Raw genomic sequence first — 13,387 nt, 5'->3', positions numbered from 1 at the left:
CAGTGTAAATGTTTAAGACGCCTGCGGATAGGGCCAGCTCAAGGTTTTTAGGCAAACGATTGGCTCCAGTGGTGGCAAGGCTTTGATCTACTAAACACTCTGCATAATCAAGGGAGATTTCTTCAGCATGCCATGCATATTTTTCAGCTTTGTGACCACACGCGCAGCAACTGCTGACGCAGGGAATTGACGCTGACCGCATTCGCTACGAATGCTTCGGCCCGCATAAAGTGAACTGACTCGCTAAATAGCAACCACAAAAAAGGCTGACGCAATGTCAGCCTTTTTCATTTTCAGCGTCAAAGAGGGACTGAAAATCAGATCGCTTCTTCGTCCTGTTCGCCGGTACGGATACGCACCACGCGGGACACATCGAAAACAAAGATTTTACCGTCGCCGATTTTACCGGTCTGCGCAGTGGTCATAATAGTTTCGACGCAGGTATCTACGATGTCGTCAGCCACCACAATTTCAATCTTCACTTTTGGCAGGAAATCCACCATGTACTCCGCGCCGCGATAGAGTTCGGTATGGCCTTTTTGACGCCCGAATCCTTTCACTTCAGTCACAGTCATTCCGGTGATCCCAACTTCAGCCAGTGCTTCACGCACGTCATCGAGTTTGAACGGCTTAATTATCGCATCAATTTTCTTCATGGCGGACCCTTATCATCATTCGTTTGCTCTCCGCCTTCCTGAGCGGCAGCATGTTTCACATTCGCGCTGCCGTCGTCAACGCACAGGCAGGCCTAAAGGTATCATATAGTAGCAGAGCAGAGTTGCTACTCTTTAAAGTCGGTCGCTTCCAGCTCGTGACGGGAGAGCAATTTGTAGAATTCGGTTCGGTTACGTCCGGCAATCCGTGCCGCGTTGGTGACGTTACCTTTGGTTATCTGCAATAACTTACGCAGGTAATTCAATTCGAACTGATGGCGAGCTTCAACAAAGGTCGGCAACGCAGTGTTCTCCCCTTCCAGCGCCTGTTGCACCAGTGCTTCACTGATCACCGGTGCCGACGTCAGCGCCACGCACTGCTCAATAACATTGACCAACTGGCGAACATTGCCGGGCCAGCTGGCGGCCATCAACCGCTTCATGGCATCGGTTGAAAAACTGCGCACAAAAGGCTTGTGGCGCTGCGCAGAGGCCCGCAGCAGATGAATGGCCAGTAACGGTATATCTTCGGCACGCTCAGCGAGCGTGGGCAACTTCAGGCTCACCACGTTCAACCGGTAAAACAGGTCTTCGCGGAACTCACCCTTTTCCATTGCTTTAGGCAGGTTGCGGTGAGTGGCAGAAATGATGCGCACGTCGACATCAATGTCATGATTACTGCCGAGCGGGCGCACTTTGCGCTCCTGCAATACCCGCAGTAATTTAACCTGCAACGACAGCGGCATATCGCCAATTTCATCGAGGAACAGCGTGCCGCCGGTCGCCGCCTGAAACAGCCCTTCGCGGCTGCTAACGGCACCGGTGAAAGCGCCTTTGGCATGACCGAACAGCTCAGACTCCAGCAGTTGCTCGGGCAAAGCGCCGCAGTTGATAGCAGTAAAGGCTTTTTTACCGCGCGGGCTGGCGGCATGAATAGCCTGCGCCAGCACCTCTTTGCCGGTGCCACTCTGGCCGTTAATCAGTACGCTGACGTCAGACTGCGCCACCATATTGGCCTGTTCCAGTAAACGCTGCATCGCCGGATTACGCGTCACGATAGCCTCGCGCCAGCTTTCATCACTGGCAGGAGCAGACAGTGAGAGTGCGGCATCAATAGCTTTGTAAAGCGCATCCCGGTCAACCGGTTTGGTCAGAAAGCTGAACACGCCCTGCTGGGTGGCAGCCACGGCATCGGGGATCGAGCCATGCGCGGTAAGAATGATCACCGGCATACCCGGCTGATGTTTCTGGATCTCGGCAAACAGGGCCATCCCGTCCATTTCATCCATGCGCAAATCGCTCAGTACCAGATCAATGCGTTCGCGGTTTAGCAGGCGCAAGGCTTCAGCACCGCTGCCGGCGGTAGTGACGCGAAAACCTTCGCTGGTCAGGCGCATACCCAGTAATTTAAGCAGGCTGGGGTCGTCGTCAACCAGTAACAGACTGGAGGCTTTACGCAGAGTCATGGGGTCTTTTTCTCCCTGGCAGGCGTCTTGTACGTTTCTTCCGGTTTAACTTGAGGAGCAGTGGTGCTGTCGCTGTCCGGTAAATCGCTTTGCATCTGTTTGCGCGAAGAGAGCTGACGTTCAATCTCTGTCAGGTTTTTTAGCTTAAGTTGCGTATCGGCGAGACTGGCCTGCAATGCAGCTTGCTGCTGCGTCATCAACACCACCTTACTCTCCGCCACCTCTTGCTGGCGGGCATTACGGCTTTTCTCATCACCCAGCGTAACCTGCAGCGTCTGACGTTCGCGCCAGAGTTGTACCAGAGGACGGATAGCGCCCGGCATCTGCGCACGGTACTGATTGACACGTGTTAGCAAAGCCCGCCGCTGCTGCTGATCGGGGTCGGTGCCGGAGATCAAAATGCTCTGCTTGAACACGGAATCCCAACGGCTCGCCTTGATCTGCTGCGCCTGAAAACGGGCCTGCGTATCGCTCATGCGATCGGCGCAGTCCATTGCCCGTAACCAGTAAAGTGAGTTAGTCATGGTCTCACCGTCATCAAGAGCCCATAAAGTTTCACAAGGAGCCACGCGAAAATCGATCACTTTGCTGGTCGGGATCATATCCTCAATCGGGCGATAATAGCCGTCACTGGTAGAATGGGGTGTACACCCCATCAGCAACGCGGGCACGGCGATCAGCGCCAGTGCGGCACGGCGCAAAGCCGCGGCAAAGGGTAATAAAACAGGGTTTACAGTCGCCATCAGGCGCTCCTGTCTGAAGATGGGATCATTATGGGTATTTCTCAGCCGTTAATGGCAATTCAATACGAAAACAGACGTCGGCGTCCTCTACGGCCACCAGTCTTAATTCACCGCGCATTCTGCGTATGCAATCTTGTGCAATACTCAGTCCCAAACCACTGCCTTTTACAGCGCCTTTGCGTTGTTGGCTTCCCTGATAAAAAGGTTCGAAGATCATCGTCTGTTCTGCCTCGGGAATGGGAGGGCCGCTGTTAGCAACATCAATAACCACCCGGTTTTCCAACTGCTGACTGCGCACCCAGATGGTACCGGATTCAGCGCCGTAGTGCACCGCATTGGAGTAGAGATTATCCAGTACCCGCATCAGTAATGTCGGTTCTGCCCAGCAGGATTGCGCGCCAATGTTCACTTCACTACGGATCTGTTTGGCCCGCGCTGGCAAACTGTTCGACGCCACCACGCTTTCAATCATAGCAGCAAGATCGATCTGTTCTTTTTCGGTTGGGCCATCGGCCAGTTTACGGTTGTAGTCGAGCAGTTGTTCGATCAGCGTCTGCAGATGCCGGCTGCTGTCATTAAGGATCGCCACGACCTCTTTTTGATCCGGCGTCAGCGGCCCCGCCACCTCATCCTGCAAGAGTTCAGTGCCCTCCCGCATGCTGGCCAGGGGGGTTTTCAATTCATGCGAGATATGACGCAAAAACTCATGCCGCTGGGATTCCAGCCAGGCCAGTCGCTCACTCAGCCAGACAATGCGCTGTGCCAGCGAGCGGATCTCGCGTGGGCCTTTAAATTTGGCAGCATTACCGAGCGGCTTGCCCTCCCCCAGCCGGTTAATCATCTTCTCCACCCCTTTCACCGGGCCGATGATCATGCTTGTAAACAATAGAACCAGCGCGCCACTGAGCAGAAACAGTACCAGAGCCTGCCAGCCAAAGAACTGCCCGCGTTCGGCAATCGCCCGCTGCAGTTGTTGACCGCGAGAGAAAATCACTTCACGGGTGGCTTGTACCATTTCAGCATTCGAGCGGGCAAAATTTTCCAGTTCGCCAGCAGAGGCCGGCGTCGGATTGTTATTCGCGCATTTGAGATCGGTTAATTGAGTGAGCAGTGCTCGCAGCGTCTGGTAATAGTGCACGTCAGGCAACACTGGCGCATGGACCTCCAGCATTTGCGAATAACGCTTGCGTTGCGTCTGATAAAGAAGGGACAACGTGGCATCGTCCAACACGCAGTACTGGCGATAACTACGTTCCATTTCCAGCGCCACGCCGGACATCGCTTCACTGCGACGTGCGTCGGTCAGCGTGGTGCGGTTGATTTCAGCCGCCTGAGAACTGAGACGGTCAAGACTGTGATAAGCCTGGTAAGCCAACACCAGTAAAGGCAGCAACACCAGCAAGAAGGCCATCAGCACAAGCTGACGCAGGGAGCCGGGAAATAGGTTTCCTCTTTTCAACGCTTTCATCTCATTCGCTGGCGATCTGTAAATGCTAACTGAGTAACGCAGTGACAGCCAGAAAAGAGTCAGACAAAAGAAGCATTGGAGAAGAAGATGAGAAAAGGGATGACTTTTTGCAGGTTGGTGTTGCTGAACGCCAGGGCGGCATTCAGCAAACCGGAAGAGGTGGTGCCTCACTCAACGTGTCGTTCGATGCTTGATAACGAGCTTGCGCTGCGATTATCGGTATTGTGAACGATAGGCACCTTTCTTTGGCGTCATTCGGGCATTATGGGCGTTGATTGCGGATTAGCGCAGGCTTTCATAATTAATTGAATGAGCAACTACGCCTAGTATGCATAATATATGCCAACCTTCAAATTTTAATTATAAAGCATTGTTTTTATTGAAATATAAAAATCCGCATTTTTTAACATCGCATTAAGGAATGATTAACGCGACATAAAATTCAACAAAGCGTCGCCAAAAAACAACACATAAACGACATGGAATTTATTTTCATAAAAATCAAATAGTTACATGTCTCCATTTTGAGACATCCCTATAGCCCTTTGTCGCTATTTTTAGACACAGTTGCCTGGCTTTCAGCCGAAGTAATCAATGTTCACTGAAACCCAGCGCATTAGAGGCAGGAACGTCCTGCTCGCAGTTGGCTGGGTTATCCACTTTGGCAGGATCACATTTCGCTACGACTTCAGGCGGCAGGAAAATATGATCTAAGATGGCGCGGGCCGTTGGGCCAGCCACCACGCCATCCCCTCCGCCGTTCTCCAAAATCAGCGCCATCACTACCGTCGGGTTTTTATAGGGCGCAAATGCGGTATAAAAGATGTGGTCACGCAGGCGTACTGGCGTCATCTTGGCATTGTAGGTCTGGTCCTCGCGTAAGCTAAAAACCTGCGACGTCCCTGATTTCGCCGCAATCTGATACGGTGCGGTATGGAATAGCTTATAGCCGGTGCCATTCGGCAAGTTTGCCATACCAAACATACCGTTTCGTACGAGGCCCCAGATTGGTGATTTCGGATCGGCAATTTGCGCGGCAGGCGGCGGCAGATAAGGGGTGATCACTTTACCCTTTTTGCTAGAATAGAGCAGATGCGGGGTTTTCAATTTACCATTGTTCACCAGCGCACTTAACGCGCGTACCATCTGAATCGGTGTCGCCACCCAGTAACCCTGCCCGATGCCCACGGACACGGTATCTCCCTGATACCAAACTTTCTTGTGTACCCGCATTTTCCAGTCACGGCTTGGTAACAACCCGCTGTACTGCTCGTCCAGATCAATACCAGTGGGCTGACCGTAACCAAATTTAGTCATCCATTCGTGGATGCGATCAATGCCCATCTCATAGGCCACCTGATAGAAGAAGGTATCGGCGGACTCCTCAATGGCTTTGGTGACATTAAGCAGGCCATGGCCCGTTTTAAGCCAGTCGCGATAATGACGATCGGTTCCAGGCAGAATCCAGGTCGGTGCGCCGAAGAACGTGGTTTGCGGAGTGATCACGCCAGCAAACAGTGCCGACGTCGCCATAAAAGGTTTGATGGTTGATGCCGGCGGATAGAGGCCCTGCGTCACACGGTTGATCAGTGGCAGATCCGGATTTTTCAGCAAGGCATTGTACTGCTTGCTGGAAATACCGTTAACAAACGGATTGGGATCGTAACTCGGACTAGAGACCATCGCCTTAATACCGCCGTCGCGCGGGTCCATTATGACCACCGCCGCCCGCTGGCCTTTCAGCACTTTCTCGATGTACTGCTGTAAATCAAGATCCAATGTCAGATAGATATTCTGGCCAGCCTGCGGCGGTACCTCGCGCAACAGCCGAACGACGTGGCCGTGGTTATCCACTTCGACTTCCTGATAACCCGTGCGACCATGCAGGATATTTTCGTAGTACTTTTCTACGCCCTGTTTACCAATATTATGATCGGCAGCGTAGTTCTCGGAGATGCCTTCTTTATCGAGCCGTTGTTCATCTCTATCGTTGATTTTAGACACATAACCCACCACATGCGCTAACTCAGCGCCATAAGGATATTGCCGCTGCTGATAGGTGCTGATCGACACGCCTGGAAATTTGAATTGATTGACGGAGAAACGTGCCACTTCGAGATCGCTGAGTGCCAGTTTCAGGGGAATTTGTGCGAACTTCCGCCCGTGATACATCGCATCATGGAAAGCATCAATATCGTCTTTGGTCAGATCAACAATCGGCGTCAGCGCCCGCAGTGTAGCGTTGAGATCGTCCACTTTGCCGGGGATCACCTCAAGCTGATAGAGGGTGATATTACGAGCAAGGATGACGCCATTACGGTCCATAATCAGCCCCCGACTTGGGGCTATCGGCAGCATTTTGATGTCGTTCTGATTGGAGCGAGTCTGGTAAAAGTCATGCATTCCTACCTGTAAACGATACAAGTTGAACACCAGAATGGCTGAGAGCAGTACCACCACCATAAAGGCAATGATGGCACGGCGGACGAAAAGGACGGACTCGGCAGTATGGTCGCGGATTTCGTCATTGAGTAAAGCCATAAGCGGGCAGGTACCTTTCTGGTCGGTTTCTTATGCAGTGGAGAAAACGCAGAGGTGAAAAGTGCGCAAGTCTAGCCCGTAAGCACCGGAGCGACTACCAGAAGTGTGCTAATGATGTGGCAGTAATGTTTCTATTTATGAATACTTCAGCCATACCTTCACTGGGCAATAAAAAACCCGGCACAGTGGCCGGGTTCAGTCTGCACTCTGTCAGCGCCTATTGGGTACTGACCTGCACGCAGTCGCCATAGACGTATCCTTCAGTCTCAGTGGCGACAACAAAGCTATTTTTAACATGAATATACATCAGGTTATCTTCTGTCCCGGCTTTCATCGGCTGGTTATTTTGACCAATAATATCGGTCAACTCCGGGCTGGTGATCATTTTGGTACCATCCGGTGAGAAGGTAAAAGTATTACCCGCATCAAAAACATGCGCATCTTTATTGATCACATCTGCAGTTTCCGTTCCGTCCGCCGCCTGCACATTGTGCGTCAGCACACATTTATACGCCGTAACTGCAGAGACTGAAAAAGAAGTCAGTGCCAGCAAAACCGCCACCAAAGCACACAACCTGAACATGAGAATATTCCTATCGTGAAAGTTGCGGCACATCCTACCACTTAGGCCTTTTATAGAAAGGGGTTGGCGAAAAAATATTCATGTTGGGGTGATGAGGAGCGAAGCCCTAAAACTAACACCGTAAAGCATGACCCAGATCAAACAAAACCCGCGGTCTGACTGGCCTGCAAGGACGTTTTAACTGCAATTATCGACCTGATATGGACCAAAAAACGCCGTTCATACCGTCTTCTGTGCATTTCATTCCGCAACGCATGCATCTCATGCCGCAAACGGATCGCCTGACGAAGATCGATTTATCATACCAACAGATTAATTGACTTTACTTCGCTCGGGAGAACCCACTATGAGTGACACATCAGGCATGCAGAACTACAACCGTACCCGTTGGCTGACGCTGCTCGGCACCATTATTACCCAGTTTGCCCTTGGCTCTGTTTATACCTGGAGTCTGTTCAACGGCCAGCTGTCGCAGAAGCTGGATGAGCCGATCAGTCGTGTTGCGTTCTCTTTCGGTTTGTTAAGTCTGGGTCTGGCGATTGCTTCTTCCGTCGCCGGTAAACTTCAGGATCGCTTCGGGGTGAAAAAAGTCACCATGGCGGCAGGTGTGATGATGGCGGTCGGTTTTGCCCTGACAGCCCATTCGAACAACCTGATCATGCTGTATCTCAGCGCCGGTGTGCTGGTTGGTCTGGCCGACGGCGCCGGGTATCTGATGACCCTCTCCAACTGCGTGAAATGGTTTCCGGAACGCAAAGGGGTGATTTCCGCCTGTGCCATCGGTGCTTATGGTCTCGGCAGTTTGGGATTCAAATTCATTTGTGGGCATTTACTGGCAGTCAACACGCTGGAAAACACCTTTATCATCTGGGGCATGATGGCAATGGTGATGATCATTATTGGTGGTCTGATGATGACTGATGCGCCAAAACAGGCCGCACAAACTATCACCTGTGATGAAGATAGCCTGACCAGTAGCCGCGACTTTACGCTGGCTGAAGCCGTTCGTATGCCACAGTACTGGATGCTGGCGTTGATGTTCCTGACGGCCTGCATGAGCGGTCTGTATGTCATCGGCGTGGCGAAAGATATCGGTGAAGGCATGGTCCATCTGAATGCGATAACTGCGGCCAATGCGGTGACCGTCATCGCGATTGCCAACCTAAGCGGACGCCTGATCCTCGGCGTGTTGTCAGACAAAATGGCGCGTATCCGGGTTATCTCAATGGCGCAGGTCATTTCCCTGGTTGGCATGAGCATCCTGTTGTTTTCCAGCATGAATGAAACGCTGTTCTTTATCTCCATTGCCTGCGTCGCTTTCAGCTTCGGCGGTACCATCACCGTTTATCCTTCACTGGTGAGCGATTTCTTTGGTTTGAATAATCTGACCAAAAACTACGGCCTGCTGTACCTTGGTTTCGGTATCGGCAGCGTTATGGGCTCGCTGATTGCCTCCCTGTTCGGCGGTTTCGTGGTGACATTCACCTTCATTACTGTTCTATTGATTGTGTCGTTAATTCTGTCTGCCACAATTAGCTTACCTAATAAGTCGGAACAAAGGCATAATGCGCCGCAGCATGCATAGGCCAGTTTTTGTGAGCAGTTAAAATGAAAAAAGGGAGCATAATTCGCTCCCTTTTCTTATTAATTAGATGGTTATCACTCAGCGCGCTCCTCTGCATAATTTACCCCTATTTTGATCGGATACGTACCAATGAACCGCACTATCGCCGTACTTTTCATTCTGACTTTCAGCACTCTGACATTCAACAGCATTGCAGCGCAGCCATCAACCGCCCGGGATGTTGCATCCGAACTGAGCCGTAAAGCACATGAAGGCGGCGAACCGCTCAGTACAACTATCAGTGCCAGTGCTCAAAATAAATTGTCTGCTCCTGTCGATACCCTGAATTAATCCTCAGACCGCAGCACAGATCGCGGGGACGAAATCATAAGATCAAAGAAGTGATTTAAACCTTAAAGACTGTTTTTACATCTTCTGCTTAAACCTTACTGAGCGATGACAAAAACATACAGAGCGTTTGGTAACTTAGAGCCATCAAGAAGTTGTGTGATGTCCCTGTGTAGAAAACCCTTGTAGAACCCTGTTATTTTGCCCGCCTTGTGCGGGCTTTTTTTTGTCGTTAATTTGCCAGGTAAGTGAATCTGATGAACTAAAAGAAAAAAAGGAGAGGGACGAAAAAAACACAAAAAAGCCGCGCCTGGGCGCAGCTTCTATTTATAAGTGCCGGTAACTTTCCCGGCCGTCACATTGTGGCGCAAGCGTTCATCGAACACTCCAACATTGCGCAGTCTGAGCATGACTGTTTCACAACAGAAAAATCGGCTCTTTATAAGTCTCTTATTTATCCGATAAAAAACAGATTAAGATAAAGAGTAAACCGGCTTTTCTGTTGGTAAACAGATGAAGCAAAAAACATAACTGCAGAGAGCAATAAACCCCGATTTTCACCGAGGTTTATTTATATCGTAGTAACCGCTGTCTTAATTATTTCCCTGTCTGCTCCGGGTTATTCCCATCATCGCTATTGCAGGTTAAAAACATTATGACAGTCGAATGTTACAGTACGACTACGTTGCCGGCTGATGGGCCTTTCATACCATTTTCAATGGTAAATTCAACGTTTTGGCCTTCGTCCAGGGTTTTAAAATCATTGCTCTGGATTGCAGAGAAGTGTACGAATACATCTTTGCTGCCGTCTGCAGGGCTGATGAAACCAAAACCTTTACCAGCGTCAAACCATTTTACTAAACCAGTCATTTTATTAGACATAAGAAATACCTTCTTCGATTTTATTTTTAGATGCCATAGGCAATGAGGGTCTGTTTTTATTATGAGTTACTTATGGGGGCACTAGAGAAGAAAATTCGTCGGAGAAGAGATTTGTTATATCACTTGGACCAGGAACTGCTTTACTAAAATGTCTTTCATAAATAGGTCTTAACGACAAACCGTGCAGCTATTTACACATAGATAACTTTTTGGTGCAAGCTTTATTTCATATTATATTAACAGGATAACCTTTATTCTTTAGCATTATAAACCGCTGGACGTCTATTTGTTAACACCCTGAGAGGGGGAATAAACGTCCCGTCGCACCGCTGACGCTATTAACAGGGCTCCGCAGGGTCGATAGCTTATGTCATCCGGCATTCGCCACACACTTCTGCCGCCGTTCATCGACACGCTTAGCGAACCAGGCCGTGGTCAGCTTGCGGGTGATTTTCGGGCTTTCCAGCTGGATGCCCGGCAACATTTCCCGTGGCTGACGCTTGCCGGTGGCTTTATCAGCCAGCGCAAACACCTGTTTATATAAAGACGATTGCTCAAAATCTGGCTGATCACCTTTCTCCAGCGCACGCCGAATGGCAGAATTGCTCATGCTCAGACGTTTGCCCAGCACCCGCACAGCCAGTTCCGTCGAACCAGGTTTATCGGTACCGAAGTTAATCAGGTCACCATCCAGCGCCAGCGGAATACCCGAGGCAACGCTGACCGCACGCTGAAACGCGGCATTTCGGCTGGCATACCACCCGGCATTGAAATCGGCAAAGCGGTACAACGTCTGGCTGTAACTGGCTGGATACCCCAGTAAATGCAGAATGCCAAAATACATCCCGCCGCGACGGCTGAACACTTCATGTCGGATCGTACTCTCGACAGCATACGGATAACCTTTGGCATGGGCCTCGGCAAAAGCAATACTCACCTGCATAGGCCCGCCAGTATGCACCGGATTAAGATTGCCAAACAGCCTCTGCCCCATCGGTACTATGTTGATGAAATCGTCAAAAATGGCGCTCAACTCTTTCTCACTGCGCACCTTATCCAGCCGCTCGCTGTAGGTCTTACCGTTGGGTGATTTCAGCATCAGCGCAGTGTGCACCACGAAATTCGGCACATGGACCGCGTCGGCACGCCGGTCAATTTCCTTCCATGCAATTTTCCCAAGGCCAGGCACCGGCGCATCGACGCTAAAATTAGACTCCTGTTCCGTCACCGCCAGCACCGCGCAAATGTTTTCTGTGGTAGGCGCAATATTTTGCGCGGCAAAAGCCGCTGTCATGTCCCTGGCCCAACCCTGCCGGTCAGAGACGTTGGCTGGCATCAGGCGGACAATTTGCGCTTTTACGTCAGCCGGATGCTTCACCGCGGTTTCACTCTGCTTCTGGCTGCTACACCCTGCCAGCACCAGCAGTGCTACAAGAGAAAGTGTGTGCTTACATTTATAATGAATCATGCTTAACCTGGTTATCATTCTGTTTTATAGGAGGTTACCCATACTTACCGATTGAAATATGCCGGGTATAGTCTATGTTTGTAGCCTGAGATGTTTCAAACAAGGAACAGGAATTAATGCACAACATCAATAATCATATCCGTTTTATACGCTATTTAATGCTGCCGTTGATGCTCGCGACGCTGATTCTGGCCGTCAGCGGCTGCGGTGATAAAGAACCGGCACAGCGTAAAGCGTTTATCGATTTCCTGCAGACACGTATTCTCGCGAAGCAGACAGTTGCTGTGCCGAAACTGACCGAAAAAGAGCGTGAACAGTTTGGCCCTTACAGCGATGGCTACACGCTGATCACTGATTTCTACCAGCAGATGAACAGCGAAATGAATGCCTCGCTCGTGCCGGTATTCAGCGGTCTGAATGCCACCACCACAGTGAGTACACTGCTGGAAAAACGTGACGACCTGCAGAAAATGATCGAAAGCAGCACCAAGTGGCGTGAAAAGCTGGTGATATTGCGTAAACAAGTCGACACCCGCCACGCCGCGTTGAAACAGCCGGATGATCTGAAAGTGGTGTATGACCAGGTCTACACAAAAGTCATCGTGCAACCCAGTGAGGTGGCCGAACAGGCGTTCACACTGGTGCCGAAAGTATTGACGCTAGTGGTCGCGAAAGCAGATTTCATCAAAGCCCAGGGCAAAAGCGTCACTGTTTCGGGCAACATTATACAGTTTGAAAAGCAATCCACGCTCGATAAATACAATGCTATTCAGCAGCAGTTACTGCCGCTGAACGCCGAGTTGATCAAGCTCAGTGGGCAGATGCAAAGCATGGTGCGCTAAACCACTATTGTGACTCAACCGCCGCAAGGCGGTTTTTTTTGTTCTGGATATTTTGTTAAGGTGTGCGCCATCACTTTTAAGGAGATAACCATGAGCGACGATATTCAGGCCAAACGTATTGATCAGCTGGAACGCGTGAACCGTGAATTGCTGGTGCAGATTTCAGCTATGCGCATTCTGTTCGGCACCGTCGGCAATGTGATTAACGCACAGCACGGCAATGCCTTTACAACTGCCGTGAATGAGACCATTGATGCTGGCAAAGCCGATGTCGCCAGCACGCCGGACCTTGATGACGCATCAAAGAAATTCCGCGAAGACGTATTCAAATGCGCGCAATCCCTACTGCCCGGCTCAAAAGCCTGACAGTACGCGGACTAAAAAAAACGTCAGGCGCAGTGAAAAACTGGCCTGACGTTGTTGTTGCTGGCTACTCTAATCCCTGCAATTTCCACTAATACTGTCCCGTCCATGCGTGCACACATCCTTGGATGTAGGTATCAATCCCCACAAATGGTTGTCTGCAACACACCCGGTCAACATTGCGATCATTCCGAGCATTAAGAGGATTTTGCCACTCTGAAATTTTGGGCGTTTAAGCATAATTCCTGCTATTACGGCGATGCGATTAATAGGCCTGACAATTTTTCTTCGACTGGCTCATGGAGCCATCATGACAAATGAATTTCTCACCATAACAGTGGGAAATACCGCCTTTTTTGCCAGAACATGGCGTATTCGCAGCGGTGGCTGTCAATGTAAACAAAAGGAGGAAGAGTGCAATAAGGCATTTGTTCACTTTCATTCCTTGATAAAAATGTTGAATAGG

Annotated in this window: 14 protein-coding genes; 5 read left to right on the top strand and 9 right to left on the bottom strand. The window is 50.3% G+C overall.

Annotated elements, in window-relative coordinates:
- Positions 1-317 precede the first annotated feature (317 nt).
- From glnB to ACMV8I_RS18350, 4 genes are all read right to left on the bottom strand, one after another.
- Positions 318-656 (bottom strand): nitrogen regulatory protein P-II, encoded by a 339-nt coding sequence (gene glnB / locus ACMV8I_RS18365; protein WP_169405210.1) that lies wholly within the window; start codon positions 654-656, stop codon positions 318-320.
- Positions 657-781: 125 nt separating this feature from the next.
- On the bottom strand, positions 782-2,119 hold the full coding sequence (gene glrR, locus ACMV8I_RS18360; protein ID WP_498866632.1) for a two-component system response regulator GlrR: 1,338 nt from the start codon (positions 2,117-2,119) through the stop codon (positions 782-784).
- Positions 2,116-2,862: a two-component system QseEF-associated lipoprotein QseG gene (gene qseG / locus ACMV8I_RS18355; RefSeq protein WP_498866631.1), complete on the bottom strand. Its 747-nt coding sequence runs from the start codon at positions 2,860-2,862 to the stop codon at positions 2,116-2,118. The genes glrR and qseG overlap by 4 nt, the downstream gene beginning before the upstream one ends.
- Positions 2,863-2,890: 28 nt before the next feature.
- Positions 2,891-4,330, bottom strand: coding sequence for a sensor histidine kinase (locus tag ACMV8I_RS18350; RefSeq protein ID WP_498866630.1), 1,440 nt, complete (start codon positions 4,328-4,330; stop codon positions 2,891-2,893).
- 99 nt (positions 4,331-4,429) lie between these two features.
- Between ACMV8I_RS18350 and ACMV8I_RS18345 the strand changes: the two genes are divergently transcribed.
- Positions 4,430-4,558, top strand: a complete 129-nt coding sequence (locus tag ACMV8I_RS18345; RefSeq protein ID WP_498866629.1) for a hypothetical protein — start codon at positions 4,430-4,432, stop codon at positions 4,556-4,558.
- Positions 4,559-4,921: 363 nt separating this feature from the next.
- Here ACMV8I_RS18345 and mrdA read toward each other — a convergent pair whose 3' ends face one another.
- A complete protein-coding gene (gene mrdA, locus ACMV8I_RS18340; RefSeq protein ID WP_498866628.1) occupies positions 4,922-6,871 on the bottom strand; it encodes a penicillin-binding protein 2 in 1,950 nt (649 codons plus the stop codon).
- 217 nt (positions 6,872-7,088) lie between these two features.
- Positions 7,089-7,454, bottom strand: a complete 366-nt coding sequence (locus ACMV8I_RS18335; RefSeq protein ID WP_498866627.1) for a hypothetical protein — start codon at positions 7,452-7,454, stop codon at positions 7,089-7,091.
- 346 nt (positions 7,455-7,800) lie between these two features.
- On the opposite strand from ACMV8I_RS18335, the gene ACMV8I_RS18330 reads away from it, so the two are divergent.
- Both ACMV8I_RS18330 and ACMV8I_RS18325 read left to right on the top strand, forming a co-directional pair.
- Positions 7,801-9,039, top strand: coding sequence for an L-lactate MFS transporter (locus ACMV8I_RS18330; RefSeq protein WP_498866626.1), 1,239 nt, complete (start codon positions 7,801-7,803; stop codon positions 9,037-9,039).
- Positions 9,040-9,168: 129 nt separating this feature from the next.
- The gene (locus ACMV8I_RS18325; RefSeq protein ID WP_498866625.1) at positions 9,169-9,369 is read left to right on the top strand and encodes a hypothetical protein; all 201 of its coding nucleotides are present in this window, start codon (positions 9,169-9,171) and stop codon (positions 9,367-9,369) included.
- Between the two features lie 666 nt (positions 9,370-10,035).
- On the opposite strand, the gene cspE is transcribed toward ACMV8I_RS18325, so the two are convergent.
- The gene (cspE, locus tag ACMV8I_RS18320) at positions 10,036-10,248 is read right to left on the bottom strand and encodes a transcription antiterminator/RNA stability regulator CspE (protein WP_034788110.1); all 213 of its coding nucleotides are present in this window, start codon (positions 10,246-10,248) and stop codon (positions 10,036-10,038) included.
- 370 nt (positions 10,249-10,618) lie between these two features.
- The gene (locus tag ACMV8I_RS18315; RefSeq protein ID WP_498866624.1) at positions 10,619-11,716 is read right to left on the bottom strand and encodes a DUF1615 domain-containing protein; all 1,098 of its coding nucleotides are present in this window, start codon (positions 11,714-11,716) and stop codon (positions 10,619-10,621) included.
- Positions 11,717-11,832: 116 nt separating this feature from the next.
- On the opposite strand from ACMV8I_RS18315, the gene ACMV8I_RS18310 reads away from it, so the two are divergent.
- Both ACMV8I_RS18310 and ACMV8I_RS18305 read left to right on the top strand, forming a co-directional pair.
- Entirely contained in the window at positions 11,833-12,558 is a 726-nt protein-coding gene (locus ACMV8I_RS18310; RefSeq protein WP_498866623.1) for a DUF3053 domain-containing protein, read from the top strand.
- Between the two features lie 90 nt (positions 12,559-12,648).
- A complete protein-coding gene (locus ACMV8I_RS18305; protein ID WP_498866622.1) occupies positions 12,649-12,924 on the top strand; it encodes a hypothetical protein in 276 nt (91 codons plus the stop codon).
- A gap of 262 nt (positions 12,925-13,186) precedes the next feature.
- Here ACMV8I_RS18305 and ACMV8I_RS18300 read toward each other — a convergent pair whose 3' ends face one another.
- Entirely contained in the window at positions 13,187-13,363 is a 177-nt protein-coding gene (locus ACMV8I_RS18300; protein WP_498866672.1) for a YdcA family protein, read from the bottom strand.
- Between the last annotated feature and the right edge of the window lie 24 nt (positions 13,364-13,387).

The organism is Ewingella sp. S1.OA.A_B6 (genome assembly GCF_049889095.1).
Classification (GTDB): Bacteria; Pseudomonadota; Gammaproteobacteria; order Enterobacterales; family Enterobacteriaceae; genus Ewingella.
This window is presented reverse-complemented; position numbering and strand designations above follow the sequence as displayed.

What these genes read in the sequence shown, in the direction of transcription:
- glnB (WP_169405210.1), bottom strand. Translation starts at nt 656, where the DNA reads ATGAAGAAAATTGATGCGATAATTAAGCCGTTCAAACTCGATGACGTG.
- glrR (WP_498866632.1), bottom strand. Translation starts at nt 2,119, where the DNA reads ATGACTCTGCGTAAAGCCTCCAGTCTGTTACTGGTTGACGACGACCCC.
- qseG (WP_498866631.1), bottom strand. Translation starts at nt 2,862, where the DNA reads ATGGCGACTGTAAACCCTGTTTTATTACCCTTTGCCGCGGCTTTGCGC.
- ACMV8I_RS18350 (WP_498866630.1), bottom strand. Translation starts at nt 4,330, where the DNA reads ATGAAAGCGTTGAAAAGAGGAAACCTATTTCCCGGCTCCCTGCGTCAG.
- ACMV8I_RS18345 (WP_498866629.1), top strand. Translation starts at nt 4,430, where the DNA reads ATGACTTTTTGCAGGTTGGTGTTGCTGAACGCCAGGGCGGCATTCAGC.
- mrdA (WP_498866628.1), bottom strand. Translation starts at nt 6,871, where the DNA reads ATGGCTTTACTCAATGACGAAATCCGCGACCATACTGCCGAGTCCGTC.
- ACMV8I_RS18335 (WP_498866627.1), bottom strand. Translation starts at nt 7,454, where the DNA reads ATGTTCAGGTTGTGTGCTTTGGTGGCGGTTTTGCTGGCACTGACTTCT.
- ACMV8I_RS18330 (WP_498866626.1), top strand. Translation starts at nt 7,801, where the DNA reads ATGAGTGACACATCAGGCATGCAGAACTACAACCGTACCCGTTGGCTG.
- ACMV8I_RS18325 (WP_498866625.1), top strand. Translation starts at nt 9,169, where the DNA reads ATGAACCGCACTATCGCCGTACTTTTCATTCTGACTTTCAGCACTCTG.
- cspE (WP_034788110.1), bottom strand. Translation starts at nt 10,248, where the DNA reads ATGTCTAATAAAATGACTGGTTTAGTAAAATGGTTTGACGCTGGTAAA.
- ACMV8I_RS18315 (WP_498866624.1), bottom strand. Translation starts at nt 11,716, where the DNA reads ATGATTCATTATAAATGTAAGCACACACTTTCTCTTGTAGCACTGCTG.
- ACMV8I_RS18310 (WP_498866623.1), top strand. Translation starts at nt 11,833, where the DNA reads ATGCACAACATCAATAATCATATCCGTTTTATACGCTATTTAATGCTG.
- ACMV8I_RS18305 (WP_498866622.1), top strand. Translation starts at nt 12,649, where the DNA reads ATGAGCGACGATATTCAGGCCAAACGTATTGATCAGCTGGAACGCGTG.
- ACMV8I_RS18300 (WP_498866672.1), bottom strand. Translation starts at nt 13,363, where the DNA reads ATGAAAGTGAACAAATGCCTTATTGCACTCTTCCTCCTTTTGTTTACA.